Annotated in this window: 1 protein-coding gene; it reads right to left on the bottom strand. The window is 43.1% G+C overall.

Translation table 11 applies throughout. The features are described from left to right. Positions 1–262, bottom strand: a 262-nt coding sequence (locus tag A3773_RS17230) for a class I adenylate cyclase domain-containing protein (RefSeq protein ID WP_197462874.1), incomplete at both ends; no start/stop codon positions are given.

The raw sequence follows: 262 nt of genomic DNA, 5'->3' as shown, positions 1-262 counted from the left end.
TCTCCCTCTTCAGGATGAATCAGTTGGTAGTACTGCGGTAAGTTGAAGTTAATTAACTTCGATGACATTTCGCTATCAACGTTAGACGTGTAGAAGCTGTTTACACTCGCGATCATCTCATCTTTGCTACCACGCATCTGATGATACACTTCCACTTGGTTAGACTCGTCAAGCACGTAGATGTTGAAACCATTATCGGTATCTTCAAAGAAGAACTGAATCAAGCCTTCACTCGCAAAGCCATCCACCACATCGGGTAGTT

The organism is Neptuniibacter pectenicola (assembly GCF_001597735.1).
Classification (GTDB): Bacteria; Pseudomonadota; Gammaproteobacteria; order Pseudomonadales; family Balneatricaceae; genus Neptuniibacter; species Neptuniibacter pectenicola.
The sequence above is the reverse complement of the archived record's forward strand: the minus strand, read 5'-3'. Positions and strand labels throughout refer to the sequence as shown.